The 1,316-nt window shown below is 68.9% G+C and carries 1 protein-coding gene and 1 pseudogene; both read right to left on the bottom strand.

What is annotated here, in order from left to right:
* Positions 1–616 (bottom strand): annotated as a pseudogene (locus Q0112_RS13190) (hypothetical protein); the annotation flags it as partial.
* On the bottom strand, positions 616–1,176 hold the full coding sequence (locus Q0112_RS13185) for a F0F1 ATP synthase subunit delta (RefSeq protein WP_297976011.1): 561 nt from the start codon (positions 1,174–1,176) through the stop codon (positions 616–618). The pseudogene Q0112_RS13190 and the gene Q0112_RS13185, both read right to left, overlap by 1 nt.
* Positions 1,177–1,316: the final 140 nt, after the last annotated feature.

The raw sequence follows: 1,316 nt of genomic DNA, 5'->3' as shown, positions 1-1,316 counted from the left end.
GGCGGTCTTGCCGGTCTGGCGGTCGCCGATGATGAGCTCGCGCTGGCCGCGGCCGATCGGGATCATGGCGTCGATGGCCTTGATGCCGGTCTGCAGCGGCTCGCCGACGGGCTGGCGGACGATGATGCCCGGCGCTTCGGACTCGACCTTGCGCGTCATCGTCGTGGCGATCGGGCGCCATCGGCTCGTGCACCGACTTGCGCGGGATGATGCCCGGGGCCTTCACGTCGGCGATGCGGCGCTCGGCGGCCTGGATCGGGCCCTTGCCGTCGATCGGGTCGCCGAGGGCGTCGACCACGCGGCCTAGCAGGCCCTTGCCGACCGGCACGTCCACGATCGAGCGGGTGCGCTTGACGACGTCGCCCTCGCCGATGTCGCGGTCGGTGCCGAAGATCACGATGCCGACGTTGTCGGTCTCGAGGTTCAGCGTCATGCCGCGGATGCCGCCGGGGAACTCGACCATCTCGCCGGCCTGGACGTTGTCGAGGCCGTGCACGCGGGCGATGCCGTCGCCGACGGAGAGGACCCGTCCGACTTCCGCGACCTCCGCCTCCTGGCCGAAGTTCTTGATCTGCTCCTTCAGGATCGCGGAAATCTCAGCGGCTTGGATCGCCATTATCCGACCTCTTTCATCATGTTCTGCAGATGGGCGAGCTTGGCGCGGATCGAGGTGTCGATCATGCGCGAGCCCACCTTGACCACCAGGCCGCCGATCAGGCTCTCGTCCACGGTGGCGTTGATCTTGACGTCCTTGCCCACGGTCTTCTTCAGCGTCGCGGCCAGCTCCTTGGCCTGCGCCTCGGTCAGCGGGCTGGCCGAGGTAACCTCGGCGGTCACCTCGCCGCGCTCGGCGGCGATGAGCGCCCGCACCTGGGCGATGAGATCCGGCAGGACGAAGAGCCGGCGGTTCTGCGCCATGAGGCCGAGCGTGTTGGTGACGGTCGACCCGAGGCCCATGGCCGCGGCGATGGCCGCGATGGCCCTGCCCTGTTCCTCGCGGGTGTGGATCGGAGAGGCGAGGATCTGGCGGAAGTCCGCGCTGGTGGCGTGGATGGTCTCGATCTCGCGGAGGTCGCGTTCGACCTCGTCCAGCAGCTTTCCGTCCCGGGCGATCTCGAAGAGCGCGGTCGCGTAGCGGCCCGCTACGCCGGAGGTCAATGTCGCTGAACTGGCCACCGGCACCCTTTCCGTCTCTGTCCCAGGCCCCCCGCGGGCGGAAGCGAGTGATTCTGCCGCAGGTTAACCCCTGCCTCCCCGGCGAAATCGGCGCGGTGATAGCAGAGGGTCGGAGGCGGCGCAATACGCAGGTGCAGCGC

The organism is uncultured Amaricoccus sp. (genome assembly GCF_937858865.1).
In the GTDB taxonomy this organism is placed as follows: Bacteria; Pseudomonadota; Alphaproteobacteria; order Rhodobacterales; family Rhodobacteraceae; genus Amaricoccus.
Note: the sequence above shows the minus strand (reverse complement) of the source record. Positions and strands in the feature narration are given on the sequence as shown.